Source organism: Planktotalea sp., assembly GCF_049680325.1.
Classification (GTDB): Bacteria; Pseudomonadota; Alphaproteobacteria; order Rhodobacterales; family Rhodobacteraceae; genus Planktotalea.
This window is the reverse complement of sequence record NZ_JBAUHO010000125.1, coordinates 1-5353: the sequence shown is the minus strand read 5'-3', so window position 1 is coordinate 5353 and position 5353 is coordinate 1. Positions and strand designations below refer to the sequence as shown.

The 5353-nt window shown below is 54.3% G+C and carries 8 protein-coding genes and 1 pseudogene; 6 read left to right on the top strand and 3 right to left on the bottom strand.

Going from position 1 to position 5353, the window contains the following annotated elements:
- From WBC85_RS05630 to WBC85_RS05615, 4 genes and pseudogenes are all read left to right on the top strand, one after another.
- A pseudogene (locus WBC85_RS05630) lies at positions 1-309 on the top strand (hypothetical protein); the annotation flags it as partial.
- Positions 310-395: 86 nt separating this feature from the next.
- A complete protein-coding gene (locus tag WBC85_RS05625; protein ID WP_424433834.1) occupies positions 396-824 on the top strand; it encodes a VOC family protein in 429 nt (142 codons plus the stop codon).
- Positions 791-1534, top strand: coding sequence for a DUF1194 domain-containing protein (locus tag WBC85_RS05620; RefSeq protein ID WP_424433832.1), 744 nt, complete (start codon positions 791-793; stop codon positions 1532-1534). The genes WBC85_RS05625 and WBC85_RS05620 overlap by 34 nt, the downstream gene beginning before the upstream one ends.
- The gene (locus tag WBC85_RS05615; RefSeq protein WP_424433830.1) at positions 1531-2247 is read left to right on the top strand and encodes a DUF1194 domain-containing protein; all 717 of its coding nucleotides are present in this window, start codon (positions 1531-1533) and stop codon (positions 2245-2247) included. Before WBC85_RS05620 ends, WBC85_RS05615 begins: the two co-directional genes overlap by 4 nt.
- 4 nt (positions 2248-2251) lie before the next feature.
- Here the strand turns inward: WBC85_RS05615 and WBC85_RS05610 are convergent, their stop codons facing one another.
- The 3 genes from WBC85_RS05610 to WBC85_RS05600 form a co-directional block, all read right to left on the bottom strand.
- Entirely contained in the window at positions 2252-2761 is a 510-nt protein-coding gene (locus WBC85_RS05610) for a MarR family winged helix-turn-helix transcriptional regulator (RefSeq protein ID WP_424433828.1), read from the bottom strand.
- Between the two features lie 73 nt (positions 2762-2834).
- Positions 2835-3092: a succinate dehydrogenase assembly factor 2 gene (locus tag WBC85_RS05605; RefSeq protein WP_424433826.1), complete on the bottom strand. Its 258-nt coding sequence runs from the start codon at positions 3090-3092 to the stop codon at positions 2835-2837.
- Complete coding sequence (locus tag WBC85_RS05600) at positions 3092-3529, bottom strand: helix-turn-helix domain-containing protein (protein ID WP_424433824.1); 438 nt, start codon at positions 3527-3529, stop codon at positions 3092-3094. The genes WBC85_RS05605 and WBC85_RS05600 overlap by 1 nt, the downstream gene beginning before the upstream one ends.
- A gap of 94 nt (positions 3530-3623) precedes the next feature.
- Here WBC85_RS05600 and WBC85_RS05595 point away from each other — a divergent pair, with 94 nt between their 5' ends.
- The gene (locus WBC85_RS05595) at positions 3624-4826 is read left to right on the top strand and encodes a pyridoxal phosphate-dependent aminotransferase (RefSeq protein ID WP_424433822.1); all 1203 of its coding nucleotides are present in this window, start codon (positions 3624-3626) and stop codon (positions 4824-4826) included.
- A 23-nt stretch (positions 4827-4849) separates the two neighbouring features.
- Positions 4850-5257 carry a hypothetical protein gene (locus WBC85_RS05590; RefSeq protein WP_424433820.1) on the top strand — a complete coding sequence of 136 codons (408 nt, stop codon included), beginning with the start codon at positions 4850-4852 and terminating at the stop codon, positions 5255-5257.
- Positions 5258-5353 lie beyond the last annotated feature (96 nt).

The following is a 5353-nucleotide window of genomic DNA, read 5'->3' as shown; positions in this document are numbered from 1 at the left end:
CTTGATACGAGCCTCGATTATCAACAGGTTACACTTGGCGCGCGCTATGCTGTGGCACAGCCAATTGCAGGTGTGTCTGTCGATTTCGGCCTGTCGCTCAGCCAGAAAACACACGAATTCTCGCGTTTCACACGTTTTGGACGTCAGGACTCCACTGTCGCATTGGATGTGACGGGCGTGTTCAACCAGATTGAGTACTTCGGCTTTTCTCCCGCTGTTACGTTGACCGCAAGCAAGACCAAATCCAACATCGGTCTTTATGAAAGCCAAGGATTGGGTGTGCGCGTCGGGATTCAATCCTCGTTCTAGCATCTAAATTGATCGGTTTTGGCGCTTAGCCACTCGACTCCTCCAATTCGCCCGCTACTCTTTTGGTGAATCAAATGGAGGCCGAAATGGCACTGAAATATTTACACACAATGGTCCGCGTCAAAGACCTGGACGCGTCGATCGCCTTTTACAAACTGCTTGGCCTCGAAGAAACGCGGCGCATGGAAAGCGAGCAAGGGCGCTTTACGCTGGTGTTTCTGGCCCCGCCCGAGCAGCCCGAGTGCCCTGTTGAATTGACTTACAATTGGGACGGCGACGATGGGCTGCCCTCTGACAGCCGTCATTTCGGGCATTTGGCCTATGCGGTCGATGACATCTACGCGACCTGCCAGCACCTTATGGACAATGGCGTCACGATCAACCGCGCGCCGCGCGATGGGCGCATGGCCTTTGTTCGCTCGCCCGACAATGTTTCAATCGAACTGCTGCAAGATGGTGAGGCGCTGGAGCCTATCGAGCCATGGATCAGCATGCCGCCGGTTGGCCACTGGTGATACTCAGGCTGCTCATCTGCGCAGCCGTTTTGGCCGCCTGCGTTGCGGATCCGGCGCAAGCGCGCTGTCGTTTAGCATTGCTTTTGGCCCTTGATGTGTCCTCCTCCGTCTCCGAGGACGAATACGCCCTTCAACAACAAGGATTGGCAAACGCGCTTATGTCTGACGATGTCACGCGTGCCATCCTTGAAGATCAAAGCGGCAGCGTCGCCCTGTCTGTCTATGAATGGAGCGGGCGTTATCAACAAAAGCTGCTTGTGGATTGGACGCTTCTGAACAATCGAAACGAGATAGCTCAAGTCGCGGCAAAGATCGCGCAATCACAGCGAAGCTTTTCGCGCTTTCCCACGTCCATAGGCTTTTCTTTGGGCTACGGCGCGGCCCTGTTCAAAAGAGCCCCTGACTGTGCCCAGCGCGTTTTGGATGTTTCGGGGGACGGCATAAACAACGACGGATTTGGTCCGCAGGTGGCATACCGTCATTTTCCTTTCGAGAATGTTACGGTTAATGGCCTTGTCATTGCGGGCAGCGATCCTGACGTTGAATGGTATTATGAAAACGAAGTGCTTAAGGGGCGCTTTGCCTTTCTGGAAGTGGCCGATGGGTTTGCTGATTTCGAGCGTACGATGGCGCGTAAGCTTTACCGTGAGATCAGCACCCTCATGCTGGGCGCGGCTGTGCCCGAAACGGCAACAGAGCCGCGACTATGATCCGCGCGGTTTGCTTTTTGCTTGCGCTGGGTACGTTGGGCCACGCCGCACAGGCCCAAGAACGCTGCCGCCAGGCGCTGGCGCTCGCGCTGGATGTGTCAGGATCGGTTGATAGTCGGGAGTACCGTTTGCAGCTTGATGGTTTGGCCGCAGCGCTAAGCAACCCCAAAGTTCACACTGCCCTGTTGTCCATGCCCGACACGCCTGTGCGCCTTGCCGTTTATGAATGGAGCAGCCCAGCCGATCAAACCCTGCTGGTGCCCTGGCGCGCGATCACTTCCGAGGGCGACTTGAATGGGCTTGCCGCGCAACTCAGGTCAACGCAGCGAACGCCAGCAGAGCAATCCACCGGCCTTGGAACAGCCATGCTTTATGGTGCAAAGCTATTGGCGCGCCAGTCAGAGTGCTGGGTCCGTACCTTGGATATTTCTGGCGATGGCAAAGCGAATACAGGGCCTTTGCCGCAAAAACTGAACAAAACGGCATTTGACGGCATTACAATCAACGCCTTGGTCATCGGAGCCGATGCGCTCGATCATGGTGACAGCCGCCAAGCCGAAATTGGCGAGCTGTCCTCTTACTTCAACGCTTATGTAATTCACGGCCCCAGCAGCTTTGTTGAAGTTGCGCTGGGGTTTGATGACTACGAACGCGCGATGGTGCGAAAGCTGCTACGCGAGCTTGAAGGGATGGCGTTGTCCTTGAACCGCTGAAACGTCAGTATATGTAGCGGATCTGATCTGTCCAATACCGCTCCATGCGTTTCAACGCCCCGGTGATTTCGATAAGGCCTTCTGGCCCAAGAACGCCCTTGCTTTGAAGACCGTCCGCATGGCGTTCAAACAAATGCGCAACCACATCGCGGATGTCCCGCCCGCTGGGCGTTAGTTTCACGCGCACGGAACGACGATCAATCTCGCAGCGTTGATGGTGCATATAGCCCATCTCGACCAGCTTTTTGAGATTATAGCTTACATTAGAGCCTTGATAATATCCGCGCGATTTCAGCTCCCCGGCGGTGACTTCATTGTCACCGATATTGAAAAGCAAAAGCGCCTGTACTGCATTGATTTCCAGCACATTGACGCGCTCGAACTCGTCCTTGATTACATCAAGCAACAGCCTGTGCAATCTTTCTACAAGCGCGAGCGCCTCTAGATACCCGGAAATAAAACCTTTATCCGCACCCGACCTTTGATCGGTGTGCAATACGCTGTGAATACTCATTCTTGTCTCCGCCTAACTGCTCAGGGAGGACAATGAATTAAATTTGCGAATTTTCGGTTAAGCTAAAAACAGTTTATTTTTGAAAGGTTTGTCCGATTTCAGTCAAAAGCGCATCAAATTGTTCGGGGGGAGTCGTTTGCCCCGTCACCCATGAATATAAATCCTGATCGTTCTCATCGAGCAGCGCATCATAGAGCATGATCTTCTCATCACTCATCCCCTCAAGCTGCGCATCGGCATAGGCAGAGAGAATGATATCCATCTCTTTGATCCCCCGCCGCATCGAACGCATCTTGAGCCGTTTGATCCTATTTGCTGCTGTTTCGCTCATCACATTTCCTTCAATGCGGTGCGCATCCGTTTTTCCAATCGTCCCAGCTGTTCTGCCGAACGCGCCATGGTTAAACGCAATTCGCGCATGTCTTTCAGGATCACGTTGAGATCCTTATCGACTGAGTTTTCCGCTTCGTGCGGTGCGTCCAGGCCTTCGCCTTCACCATTCAGCAACCACATCATCGAAACGTTCAAAATACCGGCGATCATCGACAGGCGGTTTGCCCGTGGCTCTGACAGGTCTTCTTCCCAACTGCGAAGAGTGCTGGCTTTTATCCCAAGGCGGCGCGCCATCTGTGCTTGGCTCATGTTTTCGTGCTCTCGCGCGGCGGCCAATCTGTCGCCGAATGTGGCGGCCTCGGGGCTGTACCAGTCTTCGGCGGGCATATCATCGGTCGTCATAGGCGTGGCATTCAGGGCATCAATGTCGTTCATTTAGCTATCTCCAGTTCGTGCGTGTGCAGAACGCTTGATTGCGTGCAAGCTGCACCCTAAGAGGGACATGGCCATATTACAATCGGAGCGCCCAATGACCTTCCTTTCTGCGACACTTACGCGCGTCAAGCCTTCACCCACCATTGCTGTTACGACGAAAGCGCAAGAACTCAAGGCTGCCGGGCGCGATGTGATTGGCCTTGGTGCGGGCGAGCCGGACTTCGACACGCCGCAAAACATCAAAGATGCGGCAAATGCTGCTATCGCAGAAGGCAAAACCAAATATACCGCGCCCGATGGGATCATTGAACTCAAGCAAGCGATCTGCGCCAAGCTGCTGCGCGATAACGAGTTGACGTATGAGCCCGCGCAGGTGTCCGTGGGCACTGGCGGCAAGCAAATCCTATACAATGCGTTGATGGCAACGATGAACCCTGGCGACGAGGTGTTGATCCCTGCCCCTTACTGGGTAAGCTACCCTGACATGGTGCTTCTTGCTGGTGGTACCCCTGTTTTTGCCGCCGCAACGGCCGAGCAGAACTACAAGCTCACCGCGGCGCAACTTGAAGCCGCGATCACACCAAAGACGAAATGGTTCATCTTCAACTCACCGTCCAACCCGACAGGTGCTGGCTATACCCGCGACGAATTGAAAGAACTCACCGATGTTCTGATGCGCCACCCGCATGTCTGGGTGATGACAGATGATATGTATGAGCACTTGAGCTATGACGGGTTCGAGTTTGCGACCCCTGCCCAAGTAGAACCAGCGCTTTATGATCGCACGCTTACCTGCAATGGCGTCTCCAAGGCCTATGCTATGACAGGTTGGCGGATCGGCTATGCGGCAGGTCCAAAGGAATTGATCGGTGCAATGCGCAAGATCCAATCGCAAAGCACATCCAACCCTTGCACCATCAGCCAGTGGGCTGCGGTCGAGGCGCTGAATGGTCCGCAAGACTTTCTTGAAGAGAACAACAAGATGTTTGTACGTCGTCGCAATCTTGTGGTCGACATGCTTAGTGCGATTGACGGGGTGACCTGCCCCGTACCCGAAGGCGCATTCTACGTCTATCCATCCATCGCGGGCCTGATTGGCAAGACAACGCCAAATGGCACAGTCATCGAAAATGACGAAGTCTTTGCGACCGCATTGCTTGAAGATACAGGCGTTGCCGTTGTGTTTGGTGCCGCCTTCGGGCTTTCACCGAACTTCCGTGTCAGCTACGCTACCTCGGACGAAGCCCTCAAAGAGGCCTGCACGCGCATCCAGACATTCTGCGCAGCACTGGTCTGAGGGCAGCCATTTAAGGAGCGAACATGTCTGGTCAACTTCCCGAGTTCTATTTTCGAGTGCGAGAAAACGGCGCGCTGGTGTTTCGCGTGGATACAGAGAACCGCCAGCGGCGTATCGAGATGGACCAGATTGCGGCCATCAACATTCGTAACGGTGAAATCAAACCACAAGGGGATCGCACCCTAAGCGAGGAAGAACTCGGCGTTATCCATAACTGGATGGAAGAGCGCACTGAATTGCTCGCACAGCGCGATATTGATGACATACATCGCGCTGTCGACTATCTCAACCTGACAACCCAGTGGGTGCAGGCAAAAGCCAGCGATGAGCAGCTTGAAGCGGTGACAGATGATTTGCTCTTGGCCATGCATGATCTGCGCTCTGTGCTTGTGCGAAAGAAAGCAGACCGTTTGCTGAAGGATCGCTCCTAGTTTTAGTCGGGCGTTTGAGTTAGGCCCCTTTTGCGACGATTTGCGGGCCAAGTCGCCAGAACCGCAGGGTCATCAGGATCGCTGCAAATCCAAGTC

Bases quoted from the DNA above. Each gene is read 5' to 3' on its own strand.
- WBC85_RS05610 (WP_424433828.1), bottom strand. From the start codon at position 2,761: ATGAGTATTCACAGCGTATTGCACACCGATCAAAGGTCGGGTGCGGAT.
- WBC85_RS05595 (WP_424433822.1), top strand. From the start codon at position 3,624: ATGACCTTCCTTTCTGCGACACTTACGCGCGTCAAGCCTTCACCCACC.
- WBC85_RS05605 (WP_424433826.1), bottom strand. From the start codon at position 3,092: ATGAGCGAAACAGCAGCAAATAGGATCAAACGGCTCAAGATGCGTTCG.
- WBC85_RS05615 (WP_424433830.1), top strand. From the start codon at position 1,531: ATGATCCGCGCGGTTTGCTTTTTGCTTGCGCTGGGTACGTTGGGCCAC.
- WBC85_RS05620 (WP_424433832.1), top strand. From the start codon at position 791: ATGGATCAGCATGCCGCCGGTTGGCCACTGGTGATACTCAGGCTGCTC.
- WBC85_RS05625 (WP_424433834.1), top strand. From the start codon at position 396: ATGGCACTGAAATATTTACACACAATGGTCCGCGTCAAAGACCTGGAC.
- WBC85_RS05600 (WP_424433824.1), bottom strand. From the start codon at position 3,529: ATGAACGACATTGATGCCCTGAATGCCACGCCTATGACGACCGATGAT.
- WBC85_RS05590 (WP_424433820.1), top strand. From the start codon at position 4,850: ATGTCTGGTCAACTTCCCGAGTTCTATTTTCGAGTGCGAGAAAACGGC.